Source organism: Carboxydocella sp. ULO1 (assembly GCF_002049255.1).
In the GTDB taxonomy this organism is placed as follows: domain Bacteria; phylum Bacillota.
The window spans coordinates 126739-150858 of sequence record NZ_BDLQ01000007.1; the positions used below are offsets into that span (position 1 = coordinate 126739).

Annotated in this window: 27 protein-coding genes and 1 pseudogene; 21 read left to right on the forward strand and 7 right to left on the reverse strand. The window is 48.5% G+C overall.

The annotated features are described in order from the left end of the window. Window positions 1-7: 7 nt before the first annotated feature. A complete protein-coding gene (locus ULO1_RS01450) occupies window positions 8-451 on the reverse strand; it encodes a MarR family winged helix-turn-helix transcriptional regulator (protein ID WP_159071962.1) in 444 nt (147 codons plus the stop codon). Then, window positions 444-1631 carry an MFS transporter gene (locus tag ULO1_RS01455; RefSeq protein WP_079932813.1) on the reverse strand — a complete coding sequence of 396 codons (1188 nt, stop codon included), beginning with the start codon at window positions 1629-1631 and terminating at the stop codon, window positions 444-446. The genes ULO1_RS01450 and ULO1_RS01455 overlap by 8 nt, the downstream gene beginning before the upstream one ends. 425 nt (window positions 1632-2056) lie before the next feature. Between ULO1_RS01455 and ULO1_RS01460 the strand changes: the two genes are divergently transcribed. The 5 genes and pseudogenes from ULO1_RS01460 to ULO1_RS15090 all read left to right on the forward strand — a co-directional run bounded on the left by ULO1_RS01460 (window position 2057) and on the right by ULO1_RS15090 (window position 5124). Continuing rightward, the gene (locus tag ULO1_RS01460) at window positions 2057-2311 is read left to right on the forward strand and encodes a type II toxin-antitoxin system prevent-host-death family antitoxin (RefSeq protein ID WP_078666673.1); all 255 of its coding nucleotides are present in this window, start codon (window positions 2057-2059) and stop codon (window positions 2309-2311) included. Further along, window positions 2304-2540, forward strand: a complete 237-nt coding sequence (locus ULO1_RS01465; RefSeq protein WP_376738155.1) for a type II toxin-antitoxin system RelE/ParE family toxin — start codon at window positions 2304-2306, stop codon at window positions 2538-2540. Before ULO1_RS01460 ends, ULO1_RS01465 begins: the two co-directional genes overlap by 8 nt. Window positions 2541-2689: 149 nt before the next feature. Continuing rightward, window positions 2690-3283, forward strand: a pseudogene (locus ULO1_RS01470) (phage portal protein); the annotation flags it as partial. Between the two features lie 1080 nt (window positions 3284-4363). Then, window positions 4364-4681: a hypothetical protein gene (locus tag ULO1_RS01480; RefSeq protein ID WP_079932818.1), complete on the forward strand. Its 318-nt coding sequence runs from the start codon at window positions 4364-4366 to the stop codon at window positions 4679-4681. 62 nt (window positions 4682-4743) lie between these two features. Next, complete coding sequence (locus tag ULO1_RS15090) at window positions 4744-5124, forward strand: hypothetical protein (protein ID WP_242947887.1); 381 nt, start codon at window positions 4744-4746, stop codon at window positions 5122-5124. A gap of 6 nt (window positions 5125-5130) precedes the next feature. Here the strand turns inward: ULO1_RS15090 and ULO1_RS01490 are convergent, their stop codons facing one another. Beyond that, entirely contained in the window at window positions 5131-5352 is a 222-nt protein-coding gene (locus ULO1_RS01490; RefSeq protein ID WP_078665766.1) for a hypothetical protein, read from the reverse strand. Between the two features lie 223 nt (window positions 5353-5575). After that, a complete protein-coding gene (locus ULO1_RS01495) occupies window positions 5576-5788 on the reverse strand; it encodes a 4Fe-4S binding protein (RefSeq protein WP_079932821.1) in 213 nt (70 codons plus the stop codon). Between the two features lie 267 nt (window positions 5789-6055). Between ULO1_RS01495 and ULO1_RS01500 the strand changes: the two genes are divergently transcribed. Then, window positions 6056-9217: an FAD-binding and (Fe-S)-binding domain-containing protein gene (locus ULO1_RS01500; RefSeq protein WP_079932823.1), complete on the forward strand. Its 3162-nt coding sequence runs from the start codon at window positions 6056-6058 to the stop codon at window positions 9215-9217. Window positions 9218-9296: 79 nt separating this feature from the next. On the opposite strand, the gene ULO1_RS01505 is transcribed toward ULO1_RS01500, so the two are convergent. Together ULO1_RS01505 and ULO1_RS01510 are read right to left on the reverse strand one after the other, a co-directional pair. Beyond that, the gene (locus ULO1_RS01505; protein WP_079932826.1) at window positions 9297-11048 is read right to left on the reverse strand and encodes an ATP-binding protein; all 1752 of its coding nucleotides are present in this window, start codon (window positions 11046-11048) and stop codon (window positions 9297-9299) included. After that, a complete protein-coding gene (locus tag ULO1_RS01510; RefSeq protein ID WP_078665770.1) occupies window positions 11049-11411 on the reverse strand; it encodes a helix-turn-helix domain-containing protein in 363 nt (120 codons plus the stop codon). A gap of 134 nt (window positions 11412-11545) precedes the next feature. Here ULO1_RS01510 and ULO1_RS01515 point away from each other — a divergent pair, with 134 nt between their 5' ends. The 13 genes from ULO1_RS01515 to ULO1_RS01575 all read left to right on the forward strand — a co-directional run bounded on the left by ULO1_RS01515 (window position 11546) and on the right by ULO1_RS01575 (window position 21702). Further along, window positions 11546-11947, forward strand: a complete 402-nt coding sequence (locus ULO1_RS01515; protein WP_079932828.1) for a pyridoxamine 5'-phosphate oxidase family protein — start codon at window positions 11546-11548, stop codon at window positions 11945-11947. Window positions 11948-12024: 77 nt separating this feature from the next. After that, on the forward strand, window positions 12025-12702 hold the full coding sequence (locus tag ULO1_RS15095) for a DoxX family membrane protein (protein WP_159446811.1): 678 nt from the start codon (window positions 12025-12027) through the stop codon (window positions 12700-12702). Window positions 12703-12748: 46 nt separating this feature from the next. Continuing rightward, window positions 12749-13333 (forward strand): RNA polymerase sigma factor, encoded by a 585-nt coding sequence (locus ULO1_RS01525; RefSeq protein ID WP_079932832.1) that lies wholly within the window; start codon window positions 12749-12751, stop codon window positions 13331-13333. A gap of 111 nt (window positions 13334-13444) precedes the next feature. Further along, a complete protein-coding gene (locus tag ULO1_RS01530; RefSeq protein ID WP_159446598.1) occupies window positions 13445-13876 on the forward strand; it encodes a MarR family winged helix-turn-helix transcriptional regulator in 432 nt (143 codons plus the stop codon). A gap of 5 nt (window positions 13877-13881) precedes the next feature. Then, on the forward strand, window positions 13882-15483 hold the full coding sequence (locus ULO1_RS01535; protein WP_278308203.1) for an MDR family MFS transporter: 1602 nt from the start codon (window positions 13882-13884) through the stop codon (window positions 15481-15483). Window positions 15484-15590: 107 nt separating this feature from the next. Further along, window positions 15591-15938, forward strand: coding sequence for a metalloregulator ArsR/SmtB family transcription factor (locus ULO1_RS01540; protein WP_143311978.1), 348 nt, complete (start codon window positions 15591-15593; stop codon window positions 15936-15938). Window positions 15939-15956: 18 nt separating this feature from the next. Further along, window positions 15957-18110 carry a heavy metal translocating P-type ATPase gene (locus ULO1_RS01545; protein WP_079932835.1) on the forward strand — a complete coding sequence of 718 codons (2154 nt, stop codon included), beginning with the start codon at window positions 15957-15959 and terminating at the stop codon, window positions 18108-18110. A gap of 50 nt (window positions 18111-18160) precedes the next feature. Next, a complete protein-coding gene (locus ULO1_RS01550) occupies window positions 18161-19330 on the forward strand; it encodes an LL-diaminopimelate aminotransferase (RefSeq protein ID WP_079932838.1) in 1170 nt (389 codons plus the stop codon). 56 nt (window positions 19331-19386) lie between these two features. Then, entirely contained in the window at window positions 19387-19677 is a 291-nt protein-coding gene (locus ULO1_RS01555; RefSeq protein WP_107754109.1) for a DUF503 domain-containing protein, read from the forward strand. 15 nt (window positions 19678-19692) lie between these two features. Then, on the forward strand, window positions 19693-20112 hold the full coding sequence (locus ULO1_RS01560) for a nucleoside recognition domain-containing protein (protein ID WP_078665778.1): 420 nt from the start codon (window positions 19693-19695) through the stop codon (window positions 20110-20112). A gap of 10 nt (window positions 20113-20122) precedes the next feature. Next, complete coding sequence (locus tag ULO1_RS01565; protein WP_078665779.1) at window positions 20123-20581, forward strand: nucleoside recognition domain-containing protein; 459 nt, start codon at window positions 20123-20125, stop codon at window positions 20579-20581. Then, a complete protein-coding gene (gene ytxJ / locus ULO1_RS01570) occupies window positions 20560-20892 on the forward strand; it encodes a bacillithiol system redox-active protein YtxJ (protein WP_159446599.1) in 333 nt (110 codons plus the stop codon). The genes ULO1_RS01565 and ytxJ overlap by 22 nt, the downstream gene beginning before the upstream one ends. A 24-nt stretch (window positions 20893-20916) precedes the next feature. After that, the gene (locus ULO1_RS01575; RefSeq protein WP_079932840.1) at window positions 20917-21702 is read left to right on the forward strand and encodes a tRNA 2-thiocytidine biosynthesis TtcA family protein; all 786 of its coding nucleotides are present in this window, start codon (window positions 20917-20919) and stop codon (window positions 21700-21702) included. Here ULO1_RS01575 and ULO1_RS01580 read toward each other — a convergent pair. After that, window positions 21699-22412, reverse strand: coding sequence for an HAD family hydrolase (locus ULO1_RS01580; RefSeq protein WP_078665782.1), 714 nt, complete (start codon window positions 22410-22412; stop codon window positions 21699-21701). The genes ULO1_RS01575 and ULO1_RS01580 overlap by 4 nt on opposite strands. A 231-nt stretch (window positions 22413-22643) precedes the next feature. Between ULO1_RS01580 and ULO1_RS01585 the strand changes: the two genes are divergently transcribed. Both ULO1_RS01585 and ULO1_RS01590 read left to right on the forward strand, forming a co-directional pair. Next, complete coding sequence (locus tag ULO1_RS01585; RefSeq protein WP_159071958.1) at window positions 22644-22892, forward strand: 4Fe-4S binding protein; 249 nt, start codon at window positions 22644-22646, stop codon at window positions 22890-22892. Between the two features lie 59 nt (window positions 22893-22951). Further along, window positions 22952-23872 (forward strand): DNA-3-methyladenine glycosylase, encoded by a 921-nt coding sequence (locus tag ULO1_RS01590; protein WP_078665784.1) that lies wholly within the window; start codon window positions 22952-22954, stop codon window positions 23870-23872. Window positions 23873-24120: the final 248 nt, after the last annotated feature.

Below are 24120 nucleotides of genomic sequence, written 5' to 3' on the forward strand. Positions count from 1 at the left end.
CCCCTTTCTATAGGCTGCCGCGGTTGGCCTGGATAATATTGTGGGCCATCTGTTGCATCAGCCTTTTAATTAACACCTTTTCTTCCGGGGACATGCCCTCCAGGAGAATTTCCTGCACCTCTTTCACAATAGCCTCCAGCTCTGGTCTTACAGCTTTCCCCTTCTTCGTAAGAAAAATCCTGAATGAACGTTTGTCCTGCTCATCCGGCCTTCTTTCCACATAACCGGCAGCTTCCAGCTTTTTAATAGCCCGGACAGTTGCTGCCTTATCCACCAGCAACCGGTCGCTTAAAGCCTGCTGGGACTGGCCGTCCTTAAAGTATAAAGAAAAAAGGTAGGCATACTGGCCGGCGCCGATGTGCAGGGGCTCCATTTTCCTGGCCATAAAGGAAATCATGTTGCGCCAGGTAAATGATACATACTTGCCTACGTTATCATTCAAATCAATCATGTACTTCACCCCGGTCCACTTTTGCATTATAGTCTTTTAATGCATAGAGGGAAAAATACGCCAGGGGCACGAAAAGAATGAATGCGCTAAAAAAATACATGGTTCCGATGGAAGTCCGGTTAGCCAGCCAACCCAAAAAGATGGAACCTAAGCCGATACCCAGGTCCAACGCCGAGAAATAAGTCGAATTAGCCACGCCCCGGCGCTGGGGTTTGACCATGTTGATAACCATAGTCTGAATGCTGGGCCAGACCATCCCGTTGCCTGCCCCTATAATTACAGCGGCTGCCAGAAAACCGGTTAATTCCCTACTTAAGGAAAGAAGGATAAACCCGGCAGCCGTGCATAAGAAGCCGACAGTTATTACAGGAGCTGGTCCCCGGCGGTCCAATAGCTTCCCGGATGTAGGCCGGACCAGACTTAAAGCGGCGGCGTAGGCGAGAAAGAAGGTACCGCCGTTTTTGATGCCGATTTCCTTGCTGAAAAGAGTGATAAAGGATACTATCCCGCCGTATACCAGGGCTGAAAAAAACATCACCGTCGAAACCGGCAAAACCTTCTTTTCTATAAAGGCATCCCAGGATATAGAGCGTCTTGTCAAAGGCAGTTGGGGATACCTGATAAAATTAGCTATAATAAAAGCCAAAACCACTAGGCCCATAGCTGTAAAAAACAGCCTGCCGTATTGGTTTGTTTCCCCCATCAACTGCAGCCCGATAACCGGGCCTAAGGCCATGGCCAGGGTCATGGTCAGCCCGAAGTAGCCGATCCCTTCGCCCCTACGCTGCGGTGGCAGGATATCAGCCGCGATGGTGCTCCCGCCGACGGTAGTCACCCCCCAGCAAAAACCGTGCAGCAGGCGTAGCAGGAGGAGAAAAACCAGATTGGTGGCAAAATAATAGCTTCCCATAAAGAGGGCGAATAATGCCAATGCCCAAAGGAAGACCTTCCTCCGGCCCACGGAGTCCAGGGCATATCCACCAAAAGGCCTTATCGCCACAGCAGACAAAGTATATACTCCAATGACAAAACCCACCTGACTTTCATTGGCTCCCATAACTTTCATCGCATATACAGGCATGGTGGGAAGTAGAAAATAAAAACCCGCAGCCATCAGGAAGTTTGCTATCCATAGCAGCGTAAAATCCTTTGACCAGACTGTTTCATGGTGTTCTGCCATGTTCTCAGTCCCCTTTTGATTTTGGTTGACTCATCAACTAATTATACAATTGTATAATAATACATTTCAGATTAAATATCAACTCAATTTTCGCAGCTTATTGTGCTGTTGCGCTTATAATGGCTCTCGATAGAGCAGTTAGGCATCAGAAAAGAGGGTCTGTGTATGACAACAGAGGGATTCTTGTGCTATAGAATTTTTATTTGTTAATTTCCTCTATTTTTCGAACAACTCTCATAGTAGCATTTCCAACATATTTGTAAACAGTGGCTGATGTTACAAATTCAGCAGAGCAGGATTTTGGCATGTCTTTTTGCGTTTTGAGGGCTTCAGGTATAAATATTCTAAGTCCCTTCAACGTTGCTGTTATATTTTACGAAGAATATTGCTATAATAATAACAGCAAAAGGGAAAGGAGATTTATTATGCCTAACATTAAGCCGATTTCCGATTTAAGGAATTACAATGAAGTGTTGTGCAGCATAGAGGAGGGTTCACCAGTCTTTTTAACAAAAAATGGTCGTGGCCGCTATGTGGTTATGGATATGCAGGAATATGAAAAAATGCAGGCAAAATTAAAATTGCTTACTGAACTTGCTAAAGGTGAAAAGGCAGGGCAGGAAAATGGATGGCTAACCATTGATGAACTAGAAGCATCCCTGGGGGTAACGAATGGTTAAGCTTAAAATCTCGCCCAAAGCGCAAAAGGATATGCTGGAGATAAAAGAATATATCTCCGAGGAATTAGGTAATCCTACAGCAGCAACGAATGTGCTGGCCAAAATCACCAAACGATTCAGAGATCTTATGGAATTCCCGTTGATTGGAGCGCCCTTGTCCTCTGTTATTAAAATTGAAACAAGCTATCGTTACCTTGTGTGTGGGCTATACAGCTTTTTACCGTTATGAAAATGATACTGTATATGTGGACAGAGTGCTATATGGCAGACGAGATTTTATGCGAATCCTTTTTGGGGATGTTGCAGAGGAAGAAGACAACTGATTATCAAATATAAGATTTTGATTGGTAAGAGCATCGCTTAGACGGTGCTTTTTTTATGTCTTTTTTCAGGAGGAAGATCATCCGGGATGAGAAAACCAAGCAGCTGGTTTACAGGCATACAGAAGGTATGAAAACCACTGAGTACAAGCCTGAACAAATATTCCATATTCCGGGTTTAGGCTTTGACGGGGTGAAAGGTTTATCTCCAATTGCTATGGCGAGAGAAGCCATCGGGCTTGCGCTGGCGACTGAAGAATTCGGCGCGAGGTTTTTTGGCAACGGGGCGCGCCCGGGAGGAATCCTTGAGCATCCAGGGGTGGTAAAGGACCCGGAGAAGCTGAGAAAATCCTGGGAGGAGGTATATAAAGGGCTTCAGAACTCCCACAAGATAGCAGTGCTTGAGGAGGGCATGAAATACCATGAAATCGGCATACCGCCGGAGGATGCGCAGTTTTTGGAGATCAGGCAGTTCCAGCTAAACGAAATCTGCCGCATTTTCCGCGTTCCTCCGCACCTGGTGGGCGACTTGACCAGGGCGACCTTCTCCAACATAGAGCACCAATCAATAGAATTTGTCGTCCACACCATACGCCCCTGGCTGGTCCGCTGGGAGCAGGCCATAACAAAGTGCCTTTTTAGGGAAGGGGAGTTTGATGAGGATTTATTTACAGCACTGGTGGAGGAGATACGGGTAAAGTAGCTGGTGGAGGTGGTTTTTGTTTTGAAGGCGGGGGTTGAGGTTAGGGAGATACTATAATAACTCAAATTGCATGAAAAATATGGTATAATTTAGGTAGTGATACTAACCAATATTATACCGAAGTTATAGCTGAAGAATTGATAAAAAAAGGATTTTGTCAATAACTTGTGAAAATGTCACCCCAAAATAGGGTTAATTATCGTCACAAAATGTCACCCCCTGCTAAGAACCTAACCGGGCTTTGGCAATTGTAGTTATTACGTTCGGTTAAGTCAAGAGTAAAGTGAACGGGCTTCGCCCGCCCTTGACTTAACCTCACTTCATAACTTTTGGCAAATCAAGCCCGGTTAAGGTCTCCTTAAAATTAGATTCAGGCAAAGCTAAGCATACTTTCGGAGAAATATCTCTTCAAGCATTTTTAAAATATCCCTGTCACTGTCTTCGTAGGTAAGTCTTTTAACCAGATTGTGTCCATACTTAAAGTAATGCGTATCTGGAGGCATATAGGGCTTTCTCTCAGTAGCTTCAGTTTTTGGTTTTTGCGTCTTTTGCGGCTTAACATAGGGGAGAGTTTCAAATACAGTGTTTTTGTATTGCACTTTTACGCCAAAAACCGGACTTATTAATACATCTATCTTCGTACGTGGCGGAATAGGATTGGTTTCTTATAGATAACCTTAAAATGCCTGTTATAGAAAGAAAATACGCCCCCATTATCGATGGTTCTTTTTTGTTTAACACATAGTATATGGCCAATATCAATGTTTTGGTCAAGCACTCTATAAGCAGTTTCGGGCTCTAAAGCTTTCACCGCAAACTGACTGGGAGTTAAAGGAGATATTGAAATTATTATCCAGGAGATAATATTGACTCCGGCGCTTTTTGGTATTATGCGGCCCAAAATTCTGCTTCCGCCTTCCATTTTAAAGAGCTGTACTTGAAAGCTTCAACTCGCCGGGACTTGCTTCAAGGTTTATCGGAATCGTCGATGATAAAAATAATACTGAGAGAAGAATAAGGATGATAAAAATGGCAGAGTTTTTCCAGGGCAAAAAAAGAATATTCTTAGTGACCGGGGCCCTTAGTCTGGTTGTACTTTGTGGATTATTATTAACAAATCCTCTGACAAAACAAGTTTCTGTTGAGATAGGGGACTATACAATGCAAATTCCTTCTGAATGGAAAATAACAGTTGGTGAAGCTGAACTGATCTTTGAGAAAAACAACATTCCTATTGGCGGAGTACAAATTGTAGGTTATGAACCGACCAACCGCTCTTTTTGCCCAATCACTCAGAAACAAAGTGGCAAGAGAAAATTGAAGGATTATTCACAAAAGCGGTTTTAGTAAATCTTGATTTAACGCAACCTGCGGCATCTGGAGATACCTCTGTTAAGAACGAGAACCATTTGTATTTATTATTTCCAAATATAAAAATTGCTTATGACATATATGCACACACCAGGTATGTGATCAAGTCCGAACTTGTCAAAATAGCCAAAAGCTTTAAAAAGAGAGAAGAAACCCGAAAGCCGAAATCAATCGATAAAGCTGTAAGCATTGCAATTAAAAATCGAGGGAAGAATGGTTATCTTGAGGGAGAAGTAGCGACAGAAGGACATTTAATTCTTGATACCGAGGAAAGAAATGGCAAAATAATAGTATACACGATTTCAAGTTTTGGATATTTTGGCTTTGAAAACGGAATTTTTACCAAGATTAGCGGTAGTGGCGCCATTCCTACGGTTATTTCTTTTTCAAAAAACGAAAAGGGTGAAAGGCTAAGGTGACCGATTTCAACATTCCTGGTCTTCGGCGCTGATATTACCTACACCATCGGTAAAGACCCCGTCATTATGGATAGTAATTAACCCTTTGGCGTCCAGCTCGCTTAGGACTTCAAAAAGGTTGTCCCGTTTTTCAGCAGGGAGTTCGCGTATAAATGTGTTGATTTCGTGGGGCGAAACATTGGCGGTAAAATGAACACCGCCATGTCTGGCAAACAGGTCTCTGCGCATTGATTTCACCTCCGGTCAATTCAAAAATAGCATGGCCTGAAGGTAAGAAAGTTATACGTAACAATCTTTACCATTGCCCAGATGTTCAGGACCAGAATAGAGCGGGCTGATTACTCTCGGTTTTGCTGCCGGGAGTTTTTTATTGCCTGAAAAACGCTGACAATTGCCCCTGTGGGTGACCATCTTGTAGCCCACAGGGGCGACCAGCGGCTGTTTTGGATGATTAGACCAGTTTTACGGCACCACGAGGACAGAATTTAACGCACTCACCGCAGCCAGCACAGAGGTGAGCGTTTACTTGAGGTACCCCGGCCTTAAAAAACCATTTTTTCTCCTGGGTAATAGCTCCAAAGGGACAGGCCTTGCGAGCCGGGCAAGAAGGGGAACGGTCACATTTGCTGGCATCAATAAAGGCTTTCCTTTTATTTTTTTTCATGTTGAAATAACCTTCTTTCACTATATTTAATTACTTTATTCTATTATCTTATTTCTATTTTAGCAATTGTCAACGAATTTTTCACTATCATTATTCATAAATTTTTCTATAGATAATTTATGCCAAAATAATCTAAGGCGAAAGAAAAATTAATTTTAATAGTAGACAGACGTGCAAATATGTGTTAAATTTTAATTGAGGATACTTGTTAGCATTTTCACTTTCCGGGGGAAATGCCTTGGGTAAAATTTGAAAGGGGGATGTAAAATGCCTGCAGTCAGCGAAAAAGTGGAGCGAGAACTGAAAAGAATTTTCGGGGAAAACGGCTATCGAGTTGACCGGATTGAACGAAAGCTGTATTCCTACGATGTTGGTGCAATTCCGAAGTTGATCAAGCCGTTTCTTCCTACCGGTATCGCTGGTGCTGTGGTGAGACCCAAAAGTGAAACAGAAGTTGTGGAACTGGTAAAACTGGCCCGGCAGGAACGCCTGCAACTGGTTCCAAGGGGAGCCGCCACATCCGGCTTTGGCGGAGTATTGCCAGGTGAAGGTGCGGTGGTGGTGGACCTGACTGCAATGAACCGGATTTTGGAGATAGACACCGGCAAAAAAGCAGTCCGCGTCCAGCCGGGGGTTATCTGGCAGACCCTGCAGAAGGAAATCAACAAACAGGGGCTTGATTTGCGAATTTACCCCACATCTCTACCGGCTTCTACGGTTGGGGGCTGGTTGGCCCAGGGTGGTTCAGGCTTTGGTTCCTATGAATACGGCCCGATCAGAGATAACATAACTTCGGCCCGGGTGGTGCTGCCCACCGGTGAAGTCCGCACCTTTACCGGTAGGGAACTGGGTGACTATATTGCCGATGCAGAGGGGATTACCGGGATTATAACCGAAGTTACTGTTCTGCTCCGGGATCTTGAGCCGGAGGTGCATAGGGCAATCGCTTTCCGGGATGCCCGTTCAGCGGGTCAATTCTTGCAGGCAGTTTCTGCCCGCAAGCTGCAGGTCTGGTCATTAACTTTGCTTAATCCTGAATCTATTCGTTTGAAGAAAAAGCTGCCTCACCGGCATGGCCATCCCTATGAGGAAGCCAATCCGCATATCGAGCCGGAGCTGCCGGAAGCCTATATTGCAATGGTTGCTTATCCAGAGTCCCGGCGTGGGATTATTGACCAGGAATTAACTCAAATCATCAAGGCCAACAAGGGTGAAGAGCTAAGTCGGGAAGCAACTGAACATGAGTGGGAACAGCGGTTTTCGCCGATGAAGCTGAAGAGGATCGGCCCGTCAATTATCCCCACTGAGGCTTTGGTTCCCTTTGCTAGCTTTGCGGATGTAATGGAGGAAATTGACCGGAAGATCAAACATCCCTTTATTCTGGAGGGCATGGCGACTGCTGGTGATAAGATTGTCCTTCTGGGCTTCATTCCCCACGATGAACGGAAATTCGCTTTTAACCTGGCTTTTGGTCTGGCGTTGTCGGTAATCGAAATCGCCAAAAAGCATGGCGGTTCGGTCTACGCTACCGGCTTGTTCTTCCGCCATGAAGCCCGGAATGTACTGGGGAGCGAACGTTACCAGGCTCTGGTAAACTTCAAGAAAAAGATCGATCCGCAGGGGATTATGAATCCCAATAAAGTTATTGGTTCCGGGACAATTAATACTTTGATGAGTATTGCTTCTACATTTGAACCTCTGGTCAGGGTAGTAGCCAACGCTGCCAGAGTCAACTTCGGGGATGGGGCCGATCGGACCAAAGAGATCAACGGTATTCCTGGCAGTGTCGCCTTTTTTGCCACAGCCTGTGCCCGCTGCGGCTACTGTGTTCCTACTTGCGAGCAGTATCTGGGCCGGGGGTGGGAATCCCATTCGCCCCGCGGAAAATATGCCTTTATCCGGGAGGTACTGGCAGGACGGGAGAAATTTACCCAGGAGATGGTAGACAGGTTCCTGCTGTGTACCACCTGTGAACTTTGTAATATTCGTTGCCAGCTTAACCTGCCGGTAGAGCATAACTGGATGGAAATGCGAGGCAAGCTGGTTCACGAAGAAAAACGGATGACTTTCCCACCTTTCGAGATGATGGCTGCCTCCTTGCGGGGCGAGAAAAACATATGGGCCGGCAAAAGGGAACATCGTGCAGATTGGCTCCCGGCTGATATCAAAGCTAAGATCAAAGATAAAGCCGAAATCATGTATTTTGCCGGATGTACGGCCTCTTATGTCAACACCGATGTGGCTGAAGCGACCGTTCGCCTGCTGGACAAAGCAGGGATTGAATTCACCTATATGGGGACAGACGAGGCCTGTTGCGGGATTCCCATGAAAGTCTCCGGTAAATGGGATGTTTTCGAAGAAATCTTCCGGCACAATGTCGCTGAAGCCAGGAAGCGCGGTGTCAAGACGGTAGTTACTTCCTGCCCGGCCTGTGCCCTGGTTTGGAAGGAGCTTTATCCCAATCTGGCTGCTGAACTGGGTGTTCCATATGAATTTGAAGTAAAGCATTATTCCGAGGTTGCTGCCGAGGCCCTGGCAGCCGGCAAACTTAAATTCGATCATGAAGTCAAGGCCCGGGTGGCATTTCACGATTCCTGCCATATGGGGCGCGCGCAGGGGGTTTATGAGCCTCCACGGCAATTAATCCAGGCCATACCCGGGGTCGAGCTGGTGGAAATGGAACATAACCGGGAAAACGGTTATTGCTGCGGTTCGGTGTTAACCCTGATCGGTGAAATGCCGGTAGCGCCAAAGCTGGGCGGGATGCGGATCCAGGAAGCCATTGACGTTAACGCAGAGGCTTTGCTAGCTCTGTGCCCATGCTGCCAGGTTCAATTGCGGAACTCGGCCAAACATAACGATATGGATATTGCTATAACCGACCTGGCTCGCTTTGTGGCCAAAGGATTGGGATACGAGATCGAGGACAAAACCGGAGCTTCGCTGGAAGCCTGGGGTATATTTGAGAAGTTCATCATCCTGATGTATCCGGAAAACATGGCCAAGCTTATGGCCTCTTTGTTCCCGCAGATGTTTGCCAATATGCCGCCCGGTATGGTTCCGATGATGAAGCTCATGAAATTGATTCCAGGCGGATTGTCCTTAATGGCCAGGATGATGCCGGTCATGATGCCATTGCTGGTGCCTGGCGTCATGCCCAAGGTCATGCCGGATATGATCAAGGAGGTAGCCCGGAGAGTAGGGCCTTTGCCAAAAGATATGGAAGAACTGATGCCGGATTTGCTGCCGAAGACCATGGAAGCACTGATGCCGAATATTCTGCCGCAAATCGTGCCCTATGTAACCCCCATGATGATCGAATACATCAAGACCGGACAAATTCCCGATACCAGGATGTGTCTCGAATTGAGCGGGTTGCTTAAAGATCCTAAGGGATGTATGGAAGCGGCAAAAAGTCATAAAGCTTAAGAATAACTAAACAACCCTGCGGTTTTACTTGACTGCAGGGTTGTTTTTTTATGCGTATAGACAGCATAGGGCCCTTTTGTTACTGGCTGCAGGGGATAAATATTGAAAAAGTACTGCCCTGGCCGGGGGCGCTTTTTACTTGAATTTTGCCTCCCCATAGTTCTACCAGCTGGTAAGTGAGCATTAAGCCAAGACCATGACCATCGGGTTTGGTTGTGAAAAATGGGGTTCCCAGCTGGGCCAGGGTTTTTTCTGTCATTCCAAAACCGGTATCGCTAACTTTAACTTCGATCAGGTTGGCGTCTGGTAGCCATTGACTGGATATTTTCAGTTCGCCTCCAGCGGGCATGCTTTCCAGGGCGTTCTGGATAAGATTGAGGAAAACCTGTTTAACTTGTTCCGGGACCAATTCCACCAGGGGCAAGTTGTCTGCCAGTTCCCGCTGCAGGATGACTTTTTGCTGAAAGGCTCTGGGTTCGCAGAACATGAGTAAATCTTGCAGCAAGCTATTTAAATTGACAGATTCCTTTTTAACAGATTTGCTGATGTAAAGGAATTCGTTGATGATCCGTTCAATCCGTTCCACCTCATTAATTATCAGATGCAAATATTTGGGATTGATTTGATTGGTACTAGCATTTTGCTGGCTAAAAATTTGTAAAAAGCCTTTGATTGTAGTCAGGGGATTGCGGATTTCATGGGCCATACCGGCAGCCAGCTGACCAGCTGTTTTAAACTTTTCTGAGCGGATCAATTCTTTTTCCCGTTCTTCCAGTTGCCATACCATCTGATTAAAGGCCCGATTCAGCTTTCCGATTTCATCATCGGATTCCACTGGAAGAGGTTCAGGTTTTTTCCCTTCCCCATAAGAGGCAATGGCCGTCAACAGTTTAGTTAAAGGCTGGCCGAGAGAATGGGCTAGATATAAAGAAAAAAACAGAGAGACACAAAGAACAACGGCAAATAAGCTAACCAGGTCGCGAGTCAATTTATCCAGGGGGGCATAGAGAACCTGTTCTGGAATGGTAACCCCTACGACCCAGGCCCGGGTATTTGAGGAAAAAGGTTTGACCAGAGCGAAGGCTGCAACAGCCCTGTCCCGGGGCAGATTGATCAGCTTTTTTTCCCTGGCTGCTGTTAAAATCGTGTTTAACTGTAACTGGTGCTCAGTGAGAAAATTATCCTTGAGAATTTTTTGTCGGTCAGGATGGGCAATGAATTCACCTTTTTGGTTAATAATAAAGGCATAACCAGCCTGGCCAAAAGTCTGCTGGCGGCTGCTAAAAGCATCGACCATTTGCCATAAATTAGCAAGGTGAACTGAGGGGGAAACAACACCGACGATCTGGTTCTGGCTCTTTACAGGGGCGGCTAAAACAAGCAATGGACGTTGGACAATGGGAGAATAATAGATATCAGAAAAATAGTACTGACCCTGTAAAGCAGGTTTAAACCAGGGTCTGCTGCTGACATCTTTACCTTCAGCAGAGATATTGGAGTCAGCCAGGACTTGACCTGCAGGATTTACATAAATGGCACCGTCGTACTGGGGATAACTTTCATTAAAGTCTTGCAAGTACTTACGCAGGATGTACGGGCTGGAGGTCCAGGGGACGGACAGAGTCATGAATTTCAAGTCAGTCAAGCGCTCATTTACAAATTGATAAGTGCTTTCTGCCAGGTTGTTAGCCATAATCACCAGATGGTATTCCAGTTGTTGTTTTAAGGCTTCCCGCTCGGCTCGCCAGGAAAAATAAAAGAAAAAGGCAAAAGGAACAATGGTAATAATCAAAAACAATAATAGAATCCGCAGACGAAAATTTAGACGCATTTACTGGCTCCTCTCTGTTGATATTGAAGAGTGGCGAAGAAATTCCTGGTATTCTAAACCCCATTCATACATCTTGTTCAGCACCTCGAGAAACCGCTGACCCATATCTGTTAAAGAATATTCAACCCTGGGCGGCACAACCGGATAGACATGGCGATGTACGAGCTGATCCCGCTCTAACTCCCGCAGCTGCTGGGTAAGGTAGCCCTGACGGATACTGGGTAAAGCCCGCAATAACTCATTAAAGCGTTTGGGCCCATCCTTTAACATCCAGATAATCACCAGCTTCCATTTGCCGGCAACAATATTCTGGGCAATGGCAACCGGGCATTTAAGTTCCAGGAGTTCCTGGCGTATATCCATTTTACTTCCTCCTATTTACAGTACGTTTTTTGTACTATGTACAAAAAATTATCGTACTTGTTAATTTCTCACCGTTTGATATTATTATAATGCAGCTGAAACAGTTCAGCAATAAATTTAAGGAGGTTAACGCAATGGATGAGATTTTGCGATTTTTAAAGGAAGGTGCAATGGGAGCCTTTGCTACAGTGGACGGAGATAAACCCGATGTCAGACCCTGGCAGTTTCAATTTGCCCAGGATGGCAGGCTGTATTTCTGTACCGGCAATAACAAAGAGGTCTACCGGCAAATGCAAAAAAACCCTTATATCGCTTTTACCACTACTACTGATGATTTTATGACAGTCAGAATTTATGGTAAAGCTGTTTTCACTGATGACCGAACCATTAAGGAAAAAATTCTGGCTACACAGCCCGGTATTAAAAATATTTATCAATCTTCTGACAATCCGGTGTTTGAAATATTTTATCTGGAAGAAGGGGAAGCAGTCATTTCCGATTTTTCCGGAAATCCGCCGCGGCGGATCAAATTTTAGATTTTTCCCCCAAACCACTAACCAATCCTGTTTGCGTTCGTCTTAATTAATGAAAAAGCAAACAGGAGGCGATGGAGATGTCCAAAACTTTTACTCTGGAAGAACTAAAAAAATACAATGGCTTAAAAGGCCAGCCTGCCTATGTAGCTTATAAAGGGCGCGTTTATGATGTGAGCCAGGTGTTTCAAAACGGCGAACATGCCGGTGTGAAGGCAGGCACTGATCTAACCGAGCTTTTGGCTAAAAGTCCCCATGATGAATCAATTTTTAGCAAAGTCCCGCAAGTGGGGACATTGCAGGTTAAGAGCAGCTGTTGCCAGAAATTGCTGGCAGTTAGTGAGCAAAGGGCTGATTTGTTGTTACGCATAGGTTTGGGGACAGTCTTTTTTGCCCACGGGGCCCAGAAACTGCTGGGCTGGTTTGGCGGCTTTGGCTGGTCTGGCACGATGGGCTTTTTAACCCAGGCGCTGGGTATCCCGGCCTTTTTTGCCGGGCTGGCGATTTTGACGGAGTTTTTTGGCGGACTGGCCATTTTGCTGGGGCTGTTTACCCGCCTGGCTGGCCTGGGATTGGCCATTACGATGCTGGTGGCAATGTTTAAGGTTCACTGGGCCAATGGTTTCTTCCTGGACCTGAAAGGGCCAGCTGATGGGATTGAATACGTATTCGTGCTATTCTGGCTGGCAGCTTATTTTGCGGTAAAAGGAGCAGGCAGGATTTCCCTGGATTACCTGCTTGCCCGGAGATCTAAATAAGAAGCCCCTCAGCGGGCTTTTTTTCTACTGGTAGGAGGTGAAGGAGATGACGGTACTTCAGCCCCATGTCCGGGAAAATGATTTGTCCTTTGAAGAAGTTATTGCTGCCAATGAAAAAAAGATTTTGAACCTGCTCTATGGGATGACCGGGGACTATCATCTGGCCCAGGATCTGGCCCAGGAGACTTTTTTACGGGCCTTTAAAGCCTTTCACACCTTTGCCGGTAAAGCAGCAGTATCCACCTGGCTTTATCGCATTGCCGTGAACGTAGCTTTAGACTACCAGCGCAAAGGATTTGTTCGCAGTGAACAGCCGGTGGAGCAAATTGCTGAAGTTAGAGGGGAAGATACCTGTGCTCAGGATCCCGATAAATCATGTCAAAAAAGGGCAATCAGGGACATTCTCTTTGCCTCCATTGCCAGGCTGCCGGAACAGCAACGGGAAGTTTATATTTTGAGAGAAATTAATGGTTGTTCCACCAAAGAAGTGGCTGAAATTCTGGGGTGCTCATCAGCTATGGTGAAATGGCGACTTTACAAGGCCCGCCTGGCTTTAAAGAAAATTTTACAGCAGGAACATAGCTATAAAAAAGCCGGGGTATTTCGGCTGAGCAGTCATGGTATAGAATAAAACCTGAATCCGCTTTCGCAAGAGAGCGGATTTTTTCTTGACAAAAAGTCAAAAAAGGGATATATTTAAACAGTCTAAACATTAGATTGTCTAAACAAGTGAGGGATGCCGATGAATGAACGGGAATTTGAGGATTATTTAGAGCGCTGGCAGGCGGCATTTGGCCGGATCATGCGGAATTTTGGCAATCGGCTGGCCGCCGAGGAGCCTGATTTGACCGGGCCCCGGTTTTTTCTCCTGAACCTCCTGGACCAGCAGGGACAAGCCACCGTCAGCCAGCTGGCAGAGGCTTTGCATGTCAAGCCCAGTTCAGTTACAGTCATGCTGGATCGTCTGGAAAATAACGGCCTGATTGTCCGTTCCCGTGAAACCCGGGATCGCCGGGTAGTCTTGATAAGTTTGTCGGAGGCGGGAAAGGATAAACTGGCTGAGGCCAGACGAAAACGGCGGCTGGTTCTGAAGGGCTATTTGGAAAAACTGGATCAGGAGGAAAGGGAAGTTTTGCTTACCATTCTGGAAAAGATGGCCAAAATTGAGGAGTGATTTTAGTGCAAACACAGGAATGGGCTACCACTATTACGGCTGATGAGGCCATGGAAAAACGGGGTCTATTGATTTTTGGGTTACTGGTAGCGATGTTGTTTTCCGCGCTTGATAATACCATCGTGGGGACAGCCATGCCGCGAATAGTGGGGGAACTGGGCGGTCTGGGCATGATGACCTGGTTGACTACTGCCTATATGCTCAGTTCCACTGCGGTTGTGCCTATCGCCGGTAAACTGGCGGATTTGCTGGGGCGCAAGTCGGTATATGTTGCCGGGTTGTTGCTGTTTATGTTGGGCTCTGCTCTCTGTGGGCTGGCCCAGAGTATGGAACAACTCATTATCTTTCGGGCTCTGCAGGGCATCGGCGGAGGAGTAATGATGCCGATGGCTATGGTAGTAATCGGGGATATTTTTACTGGGGCAGAACGGGCCAGGTGGCAGGGAGTTTTTGGGGCTGTTTTTGCCCTGTCTTCCATCATCGGGCCCCAGGTGGGGGGCTGGATTGTAGATGCCTGGAACTGGCGCTGGGTGTTTTACATTAATTTACCTACCGGGCTACTGGCTACTTTTTTAATCGCCATTGCTCTCAAAAACAAGCGTCTGGAACGACGGGTCCAAATTGATTACCGGGGGATGTTTACCCTGATCGCTGGAGTAGTGAGTCTATTGCTGGCTTTGAGCCTGGGTGGCAAGGAGTATCCCTGGCAGTCCTGGCAAATTCTTTCCCTGTTCGGTTTGGCGGCTTTGCTGCTCAGTGCTTTTATACTGGTAGAGACCCGTGTCAGTGAACCGGTCTTCCCCCTGCACCTTTTCCAGAACCGGGTCTTCATCCTGTTAAGTGGCATTGGCTTTTTAATGTCAATCGGTATGTTTGGAGCCATTATGTTTGTGCCCTTGTTCATGCAAGGGATAATCGGCATCAGCCCGTCTGAATCGGGAACGGTAATGATGCCCATGATGCTGGCCATGATGGCGGCTAGTATTATTGGTGGCCGGCTGGTTCAATTTTTGGGGCTAAGAAAACAGATGCTGCTGGGTATGTTAACCATGGTGGGAGGGTTCTGGCTGTTATCTGCTATGGATATGAGTACCAGCAAGCAGCTGGCCATGGTGTATATGGGTGTTCTGGGGGTAGGAATAGGTCTGGTGATGCCATTGACGACTCTGGCCTTACAGGAATCCTTTAGCAAGCAGGAACTGGGAATCGTTACTTCCTCCAGCCAGTTTTTCCGGCAAATTGGCGGTACTTTTGGTATGACCATTCTGGGTGCGGTGATGAATTACCGTTCCAGCCATTTGCTGACTGAGAAAATGAAACCTTTTCTAATTCAGCTGCCGGCGCAGGCTCAATCCTGGGCCAGACAGTTGCAGGAACAGATCAGTCATAATGCCCAGGCCCTCTATTCTACCTTGCTAAACCCAGCTGCACTGCAAAAAATGCCTCTGGCCTTGCAACGGGTACTGGTACCCATTTTGAAAACTTCTCTTGTTGATACCTTGCAGCATGTTTTTCGCTATGGTATGGTGTTTGTCATCCTGGGAGCAGTGTTAACCCTGTTTTTGGGGGAAATTCAATTGACACAGGGACGCAAGTCGCAGGTTTAACCTGTGGCTTTTCTTTTTGTTTGACATTTTTTTGCTAAATGCATATAATCATAACAGAATATATGAATAAGTGTTCAAACAATCAAATAAAAACAGGGGGTGAGAGGATGGAGCGCTGTGATTGTACCATTATCCATGAGGAGGTCGTAAAACAGGTAAAGGAAAAAATGCCGGCGGAAGAGCAGTTATATGACCTGGCGGAGCTGTTCAAGGTGTTTGGTGATACTACCAGAATCAAAATTCTGTATGCCCTGTTTGCGGCAGAAATGTGTGTCTGTGATATTGCAGCCTTGCTTAATATGTCTCAATCGGCCATTTCCCACCAGCTCCGGGTATTGAAACAGGCACGGCTGGTCAAAAACCGTAAGGAAGGAAAGATAGTTTATTATTCCTTGGATGATGAACATATTAAACAGATTTTTGATCAGGGTTTCCTGCATATTACTGAAAAATAATGGCAAGAAGGGATAAAGATGAATAAAGGATTGCTAGCGAAACAGCATGCCAAAAAGGTCCTGCTGTTACAGGGCCTGTCCTGTGCCAATTGTGCTGCTAAAATCGAGGAAAAGGTGCGTAACCTGGATGGGGTGAGGGCAGCCACTCTGGATTTTGTTGCCCGGAGATTAACGATCGAGGTGGAGAACCAGGAGGAAACAGACCGGATTGTGACTGAAGCTGCGCGGATTGCACAGCAGATAGAGGCGGGACTGGAAGTCAGGGAAGAAGAGAAAGGATTACCAGAGGAGCAACTCCTGACAGCAGTAAAAAAAGGGGAATTGTTGCGTTTAGGAATAGGAGCGCTGGTTTACCTGCTGGCCCTGGTTTTGAAAATGCCGACAGGGCTGGAATTGCTGCTGTTCTTGCTGGCCTATGGCCTGGTGGGTGGGGAAATAGTACTCAAGGCTATGAAAAATATCGGCAGGGGGCAGGTGTTTGATGAAAATTTCCTCATGACCATTGCAACTCTGGGCGCTTTTGCCCTGCGGGAATATCCGGAAGCGGTAGCGGTGATGCTTTTTTACCAGGTGGGTGAGCTTTTGCAGGATATGGCTGTACAGCGTTCCCGCCGTTCCATTCAGGCGGTGCTGGCTATCCGTCCTGACTCGGCCAATTTGTTGCTGGGGCAGGAAGTAAAAAGGGTGAAGCCGGAGGAGGTGCCGGTGGGTGCTTTCATTCTGGTAAAAGCAGGGGAAAAAATACCCTTGGACGGGAGAATAGTGCTAGGCTCCTCAACGGTGGATACTTCGGCTTTAACCGGGGAAGCTTTGCCACGTACGGTACGGGAAGGAGATGAAGTGCTGGCGGGATTTATTAATCAGAATGGGCTGTTGACCATTGAAGTAACCAGGGCCTATGAGGAATCCGCTGTAGCCCGTATCCTGGAGCTGGTGCAATCTGCTGCTGCCCAGAAAGCGCCGACGGAAAACTTTATTACCACTTTTGCCCGCTATTATACCCCGGCGGTGGTGCTGGCGGCTGCAGCAATAGCCTTGATTCCACCTTTGACCTTTTCGACAGCGGGTTTTTCCCTCTGGCTTTACCGGGCCCTGGTCTTTCTGGTTGTCTCCTGCCCCTGTGCCCTGGTGGTTTCCATTCCCCTCGGTTTCTTTGGAGGTCTGGGAGCGGCAGCCCGCCGGGGGATCCTGGTCAAGGGGGGCAATTATCTGGAAGCCCTGAGTAAACTGGAAGCAGTAGTATTTGACAAAACCGGGACCCTGACTCAGGGGGTTTTTCAGGTGGTAGAGGTAGTACCGGCGGGAAAGTGGTCCAGAGAAGAGATACTGGCCTATGCGGCACTGGCGGAGAGTTTTTCTAATCATCCCCTGGCCCGTTCAGTGCTGGCAGCCTGGGGACAGCCGGTAGAGCAGGTTCTGGTCAGCGAGTATGAAGAAATCAGCGGCCAGGGTGTGAAGGCTGTGGTCCAGGGTACCAGGGTTATTGCTGGTAAACGGCAACTGCTGGAGACAGAAGGTATTGCCGTACCGGTAACAGAGGTGGAAGGCACGGTAATCTGGCTGGCCCTTGCCGGGGAATATGCCGGCTATATCCGGCTGGCAGACCAGCTGAAACCTGATGCAAAGCAAGCTATTAACAGTCTACGGCAGCTGGGCATCCGGCGGCTGGTGATGCTGACCGGGGATAGCCAGGCAGCGGCCCGGCAGGTAGCGGAACAGCTGGGTATTACTGAGGTTAAGGCGGAATTGTTGCCCCAGGACAAAGTAGTCTGGCTGGAAAAAATCGAACAGGAAAAAACTGCTCAAGGGAAAGTAGCTTTTGTGGGTGATGGCATCAATGATGCTCCTGTCTTGGCCCGGGCCGATATCGGAATCGCCATGGGGGGGCTGGGGGCAGATGCTGCCATTGAAGCTGCAGATGTGGTGCTGATGCGGGATGAACCGGTACAGCTGGTAGAAGCCGTGCAGATAGCCCGCCGCACCAAACAAATTGTCTGGCAGAATATTGCCCTGGCTTTTGGGGTAAAAGGGATGGTACTTCTGTTAGGAGCCGGAGGACTGGCCACCATGTGGGAAGCGGTTTTCGCTGATGTAGGAGTGGCTCTGCTGGCTGTTTTAAATGCTCTGCGGATCTTGCAGAGCCAGAGACTACCGGATAGAGACCCTTGCTGACAATCTGCCTCCCTTTGTGTTATTATTATTGTGAAAGGGGAGTGGGTTGGATGGTTCAGGTAGCACGGCGTATCGAACTGCTGACTACCGGGATTTTTTCCGTAATGGAGGCCAAAAAGCGGGAAGTGGAGGCCCGGGGCTTGCCAGTGATCAATCTGGGGATTGGCAGCCCGGACCGCCCTCCTGCTCCGCATATAAAAGCTGCCATGCGTGCCGGGATTGAAAAGGATGTTAATTATCGTTATCCGGTGTTTGAGGGCTGTTTGGAGTTACGGCAAGCTATTGCCCGCTGGTATCAGCGCCGTTTTGATGTGGAGCTGGATCCGGAGCGGGAAGTGCTGGTGTTGATGGGATCCCAGGACGGGCTGGCCCATCTGGCCTGGGCCTATATTGAGGCGGGAGACCTGGCTCTGGTACCTGATCCGGGCTATCCCATTTATAGTGCCAGTATCTTGCTGGCCGGAGGGGAATTATATCCTTTGCCGCTGAAGGAAGAAAACGGTTTTCTGCCCCGGCTGGAGGATATTCCGGCAGAGGTGGCCCGGCGGGCGAAACTGCTGACCCTCAATTACCCCAGCAATCCGGTGGCGGCGGTGGCGGACCGAGCCTTTTTCCGGCAGGCAGTGGAATTCGCCCGGCAGTATGATTTACTGGTTTGTCATGATGCGGCCTATTCCGAACTGGCTTTTGATGGTTTTAAGCCTATGAGTTTTCTGGAGGTACCCGGGGCGAGGGAGGTAGGGGTGGAGTTTCACTCCTGTTCCAAGTCCTTTAATATGGCGGGTTGCCGTATAGGCTTTGTAGTAGGCAATCAGGAGGTTATCGCCAACCTGAATAAAATCAAATCCAATATCGATTATGGAGTTTTTAGCGCGGTTCAGGAGGCAGCAATTGCGGCTTTAGAAGGTCCCCAGGATTTTGTTCGGGAAAATGCAGCTACTTATCAGAAACGGCGGGATGTGCTGGTAGAAGGACTGGCTGAAGCGGGCTGGCAGATTCCCAAACCGAAAGGCTCCATGTTTTTATGGGCCCGGATTCCGGCCGGTTTTTCCACTTCCATGGAGTTTGCCCTCACATTACTGGAAAAAGCCGGAGTGCTGGTGATTCCCGGTCATGCCTTTGGGGCGCAGGGGGAAGGATATGTACGCATCGCCCTGACCCAGGAAGTGCCGCTCTTACAGGAAGCAGTGGCCCGAATTAAAGCTAATTTTCATTTCTGAACAACTTACCTCCGCTGCCAGCGGGGGTTTTCTCACTTGTTGAAAAGAAAAGGCTGGTGACCAGATTGATTATCGGCTGTGGACGGATTACCCTTTACCTGGCAGATGGGCATTCCCTGAAGGATAAAAGACGGGTTTTACAGAGTATAATTAGCAGAATGCGCAGCAAATTCAATGTGGCGGTGGCAGAGATAGCCGATCAGGATTTGTGGCAGAAAATCACCCTGGGCATTGCTGTCATTGGCGGCAATTCAGCTCATGCGGGCAGCCAGCTCCAGGCTATTATCGACTGGCTGGAAGCGGAACCGCGCCTGCGGGTGGGTGAGGTGGAAACAGAAATACTGTAAATTGGAGGATGGAGAGTGAACTGGCAGGAGACATTATACAGAGGCTGGAAAAAGGGGATAAATACCACCTGGGTGCTGGCCAAAACCATGCTACCTATCTACATAGCAGTGAACTTACTTAAACTGACGCCCCTGTTTACCTGGTTGGCGGATATTTGTCGGCCCTTGATGGCCCTGTTCGGTTTACCGGGGGAAGCGGCTACCGCCCTGGTGATCGGCAATTTGCTCAATCTCTATGCTGCCATTGGGGCCATGGCGGCTATCACCTTAACGGGGAAACAGATTACCATTATCTCTTTAATGCTGTTGCTTTCCCATAATTTACTGGTAGAAACCGCTGTTTCCCGTCAGACTGGAATCGCTGGCTGGCCGCTGGTAGCAGTGCGATTGGGTTTTTCCTTTTTGGCGGGGATCATTTTGAATTTATTCTGGTAGGTGAGCAGGGGTGGAAACAATACTGTCCATCGGCATGGGGAGCCTGCGGCTGATCTGGGATGTGGCCGTTATCGTCATACCTATTATGCTGGTACTGGAGATTCTGAAAGATCTAAAATGGCTGGATATAGCGGCCGGCTGGCTGGCCCCGGCTCTGGGCAAAATCCATCTGTCCCGGGCAGCGGCTTTGCCCTTGCTGGTAGGTTTGGTTTTCGGTATTGCCTATGGGGCCGGGGTGATAATAGCGGCGGCCCGGGAGGGGGAACTGTCCCGCAAGGATTTGCATTTGCTCAGTATCTTTCTGGTACTCAATCATGCTATCATCGAAGATACCCTTTTGTTTGCCAGGATTGGTGCCAGTGGCTGGCTGTTGTTGACAGCCAGGACGGTGATGGCTATTATTGTTACCTGGATGGTGGGAAAATGGTTATTGAAGGAGGAGCAGTCATGGGAAAATTCATCGATGTAATGCAGGTGGAAGAACTGGAGGAAATTTTGCGTCAAGGCGGGAAAAAGCTGTTTTTTAAACACAGCGCTACCTGTCCTATCAGTGCCCGGGCTCACCAGGAAGTGGAACAATGGCTGGCTGAACAGGGGCCGGAGCAGGTAGTCTATCGCATTGTAGTGCAGGCAGCCCGACCGGTGAGTAACCGCCTGGCCGAAGTGAGTGGGGTAGCCCATGCCAGTCCCCAGGTTCTCTGGCTGGATGGGACCAGTCCCCTCTGGCATACCAGCCATGGCCAGATAACCAGGGCCAACCTGCAGGCTCATATTAACTAATCCAGGGACAGGAGCTGAATAACCGTGCGTTTAGCTTTGCCGAAAAAATATATTCGCCCTCTCTGGCGGGCTATTATCGAATTTGATTTGCTCAGTCCGGGGGACCGGGTGCTGGTAGGCTTTTCTGGCGGGAAGGACAGTTCTTTTTTGCTCTATGCCCTTTCGATATTACGCCAGCATGCGCCTTTCCCTTTTGAAGTAGGGGCCCTGACCATTGACCTGGGCTTTGAAACGGGTTTTCCCCGGCAGGAATTGGAGGCCTTTTGTCAGCGAGTAGATGTGCCTTTTTATACTGTTCATACTAAAATTAGCGAACTAGCCCTGGGGGAGGATCGGCAAAGTGCCTGTGCCCGCTGTTCTTTTTTTCGGCGCGGAACCTTCAATGCCTTTGCCAGAGCCCATGGTTTCAACAAGGTGGCTTATGCCCATCACTATGATGATGCCGTAGAAACCTTTTTGATGAGCATCCTTTACAGTGGCCAAATCCAGACTTTCCAGCCCAAAACCTGGCTGGATGAAAGCCAGCTCTGGGTAATCCGGCCGCTGGTCTATTTCCGGGAGAAGGAAATCCGGCGAGCTGGGAAGGAGCTGGGGATTCAACCCATCCCCAGCCCCTGTCCTTTAGATGGCTATACCAAAAGGGCAGAAGTGAAGGAGCTGTTACGCCAGCTTGGCCGGCAAAACCGCCAGGTCTTTGCCAATGTAGCCGCTGCCATGCGGGAAGGCACCCCGGTGGAGCGCTGGCCCCGGGAATTGAGCAAGAAAGAGATCTGGCAAAAGAGCCTGGACTTCTGGCGGAACAAGAGTTAAAGGGCAGGAAGCTGGTCCAGCCAGTCCAGGAGCTCGGCCAGGGTTCCTCGCCAGTGAGCGGGATAAGTGGGTTCACCCCGGTCGATGAGGCAATCAGTGACCAGACCGGTGGTGATACCCAGAGTGGTAGCCACCAGGTCCTCCTGCGCATCATTGCCGAACATGAAACAGGCTTCCGGGGGGCGGTTAATATTTTCACATACTTCAAGGAAATAACGGACTGCTGGTTTGGAACTGCGGTAGCTGTCATAATAGGTGACATGGAGCCAGGGCAGGTCGGCGATACCAGCCCAGTGCATGCGTTCCCGGGTAGCTTCCACAGGGAAGAGGGGATTGGTGGCCAGCACTACCTGGTAGCCTTTGGCCAGGGCTTTTTCTACCACCTGCCGGGCCAGGGGCGTAGGCTGACAGCACTTTTTCAGCTGCGGAAAAACTTCAAGATAGTATTTTTCAAAATGGGGCAGGAGTTCTTCCTGTCCCTTTTCTGTCAGACGGGTAAAGGTATGCCAGAAAGCTTCGGCATTGGTAAGGCGGCCATCATTGGCGATCATGGCCTCAGTAGCCTGCCAGAAGTGGCGTAAAAAGGTTTTGCGGTCTGCCAGCCAGTGGAAATGCTCAGCTACCGCCTGCAAATATTCCTGCATGAATAATTCCTGATCAATAGGCAGTAATGTACCGTCCAGGTCAAATAAAATCGTGTCCCGTTTCATATACCTTTACCTCCTCATGGTGTTATAGTGGTTGACGGCAACAGCAATTTATCATAAAATATACAATACAAGGGTATAGTATAAATCGAGACAGAAGTGATACTTTCAGGGGTTCGGTAGAATTGCTGGCGCTTAAACTATACTATCACACAGGGCAAGAAATTTCCAGCTGTCAATCCGCCTGTAAAGTGGATGGGAAAGAATATGGGAGGAAGAAGGAGGAAGAGCGGGATGCCTATCTACATCGACAAAAAGCTATGTGACCAGAACAAGGACTGTCCGGCAGCGACCTATTGTGTACCCCTGGCCCTGCGCTATGACAAAGAACGGGGTGAAATCGTCTATGATCGGGAGAAATGCATGAGCTGTGGCACCTGTGTGGTCCATTGCGGACCTGGGGCCATCTACTTCGCTCAGGATGACGAGGAACTGGCTCTGCTGGTAGAGGAGCTGAAACGGTTAGAAGAGGAAAACGGCTAAAGGCCGCTTTCCTCTTTTTCTATTTGTGGTAAAATGGAGAGGAAATGGAGGGTGAATGGATGCAACACGAATTTTACTGGAATCCCCCTGCTCCTACCGATTTACCGGGAATGCTGAAACGGATGCGTTCTGCCGGTCAGGATGTACTCTACCGGCTGGGGGAGAATGGTTTACAGAAGGCCCTGAGCTGGGATGGTCGCCCTGTTTTATTGACAGTACAGGAAGAAGGCACAGTAACCAAACCCTGCTGGCATATTGAGGTGGCTGGACCTGAGCTACCGCCTGACTGGCAGGAACGGGCTATTGCCTATTTAAGCCATGTCTTTTGCCTGAATTTTGATTTGCCTGCTTTTTATCAGTTTTGCCGCCAGCATCTTCCCCTGGCTGCTCTGGTGGAGCGTTTCTATGGTCAGCGCATGATCCTGGAGCCGACTCTTTATGAAGCGGCCATTAGCTCTATAATTGCCCAGCAGCTCAATCTCAGTTTTTGCGCCCAGTTGAAACGGAATTTGCTGGTCCGTTGTAATTGCCAGTGGCACTGGGAAGGGGTGGACTGGCTGTTGTTTCCTGAGCCACAACAACTGGTCAGGTTGACCGCGGAAGATTTACGTTTACTCAAGTTCAGCCGCAGTAAGGCAGAATATGTACTGGGAGTCGCCCAGGCTACAGCAACAGGCCAGCTGAACTGGAGCAAGGTTGAAACCATGCCGGAACAGGAGGCGATGAGCTATTTAATTTCCTGGCGGGGCATTGGGCGCTGGACAGCAGAGTGTATCCTGCTGTTTGGCCAGGGGCGGTCGGACTTGTTGCCGGCAGCGGATATCGGTTTACGTAATGCGGTTGGGCAGCTGTGGGGGCTGGGACGCCAGGCAACTGAAGCTGAAGTACGGGAAATCGGGGAAGGCTGGCGGCCCTACCGGAGCTGGGTAACCCATTATCTCTGGTTGAGTTTAACAGAAAATTCAGGCAAAGACTTGTAAAAATGACCATAATATGCTATGATAATTACTGTTAAAAAAGAATAACAGAGGCGCCTGGCCCTGAGGGGTCGGCTTAAACGGTATCCGGTGCGAATCCGAGCATTTACTGTGTTGGTGAGCGGGCTCATTGTGAGGGGCCAGCGATGAACCTCAGCCAGTAACCGGCCTGCTGAAACACACCTTTATGCAAATGGGAGGTGGTTTGCTTCAGGCTGTCCGTTAAGCTGAGCGCCTTGCCTTCCCTGGTC

Excerpts from the sequence above, each read along its gene's own strand:
- ULO1_RS01450 (WP_159071962.1), bottom strand. The coding sequence starts at position 451 with ATGATTGATTTGAATGATAACGTAGGCAAGTATGTATCATTTACCTGG.
- ULO1_RS01455 (WP_079932813.1), bottom strand. The coding sequence starts at position 1,631 with ATGGCAGAACACCATGAAACAGTCTGGTCAAAGGATTTTACGCTGCTA.
- ULO1_RS01460 (WP_078666673.1), top strand. The coding sequence starts at position 2,057 with ATGCCTAACATTAAGCCGATTTCCGATTTAAGGAATTACAATGAAGTG.
- ULO1_RS01465 (WP_376738155.1), top strand. The coding sequence starts at position 2,304 with ATGGTTAAGCTTAAAATCTCGCCCAAAGCGCAAAAGGATATGCTGGAG.
- ULO1_RS01480 (WP_079932818.1), top strand. The coding sequence starts at position 4,364 with ATGGCAGAGTTTTTCCAGGGCAAAAAAAGAATATTCTTAGTGACCGGG.
- ULO1_RS01490 (WP_078665766.1), bottom strand. The coding sequence starts at position 5,352 with ATGCGCAGAGACCTGTTTGCCAGACATGGCGGTGTTCATTTTACCGCC.
- ULO1_RS01495 (WP_079932821.1), bottom strand. The coding sequence starts at position 5,788 with ATGAAAAAAAATAAAAGGAAAGCCTTTATTGATGCCAGCAAATGTGAC.
- ULO1_RS01500 (WP_079932823.1), top strand. The coding sequence starts at position 6,056 with ATGCCTGCAGTCAGCGAAAAAGTGGAGCGAGAACTGAAAAGAATTTTC.
- ULO1_RS01505 (WP_079932826.1), bottom strand. The coding sequence starts at position 11,048 with ATGCGTCTAAATTTTCGTCTGCGGATTCTATTATTGTTTTTGATTATT.
- ULO1_RS01510 (WP_078665770.1), bottom strand. The coding sequence starts at position 11,411 with ATGGATATACGCCAGGAACTCCTGGAACTTAAATGCCCGGTTGCCATT.
- ULO1_RS01515 (WP_079932828.1), top strand. The coding sequence starts at position 11,546 with ATGGATGAGATTTTGCGATTTTTAAAGGAAGGTGCAATGGGAGCCTTT.
- ULO1_RS15095 (WP_159446811.1), top strand. The coding sequence starts at position 12,025 with ATGTCCAAAACTTTTACTCTGGAAGAACTAAAAAAATACAATGGCTTA.
- ULO1_RS01525 (WP_079932832.1), top strand. The coding sequence starts at position 12,749 with ATGACGGTACTTCAGCCCCATGTCCGGGAAAATGATTTGTCCTTTGAA.
- ULO1_RS01530 (WP_159446598.1), top strand. The coding sequence starts at position 13,445 with ATGAATGAACGGGAATTTGAGGATTATTTAGAGCGCTGGCAGGCGGCA.
- ULO1_RS01540 (WP_143311978.1), top strand. The coding sequence starts at position 15,591 with ATGGAGCGCTGTGATTGTACCATTATCCATGAGGAGGTCGTAAAACAG.
- ULO1_RS01545 (WP_079932835.1), top strand. The coding sequence starts at position 15,957 with ATGAATAAAGGATTGCTAGCGAAACAGCATGCCAAAAAGGTCCTGCTG.
- ULO1_RS01550 (WP_079932838.1), top strand. The coding sequence starts at position 18,161 with ATGGTTCAGGTAGCACGGCGTATCGAACTGCTGACTACCGGGATTTTT.
- ytxJ (WP_159446599.1), top strand. The coding sequence starts at position 20,560 with ATGGGAAAATTCATCGATGTAATGCAGGTGGAAGAACTGGAGGAAATT.
- ULO1_RS01580 (WP_078665782.1), bottom strand. The coding sequence starts at position 22,412 with ATGAAACGGGACACGATTTTATTTGACCTGGACGGTACATTACTGCCT.
- ULO1_RS01585 (WP_159071958.1), top strand. The coding sequence starts at position 22,644 with ATGCCTATCTACATCGACAAAAAGCTATGTGACCAGAACAAGGACTGT.
- ULO1_RS01590 (WP_078665784.1), top strand. The coding sequence starts at position 22,952 with ATGCAACACGAATTTTACTGGAATCCCCCTGCTCCTACCGATTTACCG.